The following is a 635-nucleotide window of genomic DNA, read 5'->3' on the forward strand; positions in this document are numbered from 1 at the left end:
ACCGTGCTCACCCAGGTCTGTACCGGTTGGTCGGCGAGCATGTGGGGGTGCGGCAACGGGAGTTTCTCGGGAAGTGACAGTGCCTGTCCGGGAGGCAGGGTGATTCGCCACAGCCCGAACGGTGCACCCTTCTCCCCCACCGCCGCAGCGGCCGCCGCCCCACCGGTGAGGTGTTGGGGTTGCCCGTAGCCGAATTCGAGCATGCCCGCGGAGGCGAGGTAGGCGGCGCGTTGGTCGATCGACACCAACCGGCTCACACCGTCCACATCCTGCGCGTCGGGGACACGGGTCCAGCCGACAGCGGGTTCGAGGTCTCCCCGCGGCGGGCCGTCCAGGGGTGGGACCGAGCCGGGTGTGGTGACGACGATCCCTTTGCCGCTGCGGGTGCGTTCACGCTTGATCTTGTCGACGAGGGCGGCGCCGGTGCGCGCGGGCGTTGGTCCCGGGAGCACCCCCAGGTGCTGGGCGCACCAGGCCAACCGGCGACCGAGTTCCCGTGCTGCCGGGAGGTCGTCGTCGGGGAGATACGTTCCGGCGGTCGGTGAGCCGAGGATGCCCATGTCTCCGACCCGGTTGTGCCAACCGAAGTCCTTGTTCCAGTACGTCCACACGTACGGTTCGATCACCACATCGAC

The 635-nt window shown here is 69.0% G+C and carries 1 pseudogene; it reads right to left on the reverse strand.

Annotated elements, in window-relative coordinates:
* Window positions 1-635 (reverse strand): annotated as a pseudogene (locus tag AZG88_RS54150) (hypothetical protein); the annotation flags it as partial.

It is taken from the genome of Rhodococcus sp. LB1 (genome assembly GCF_001583455.1).
GTDB classification, from domain to species: Bacteria; Actinomycetota; Actinomycetes; order Mycobacteriales; family Mycobacteriaceae; genus Rhodococcus_F; species Rhodococcus_F opacus.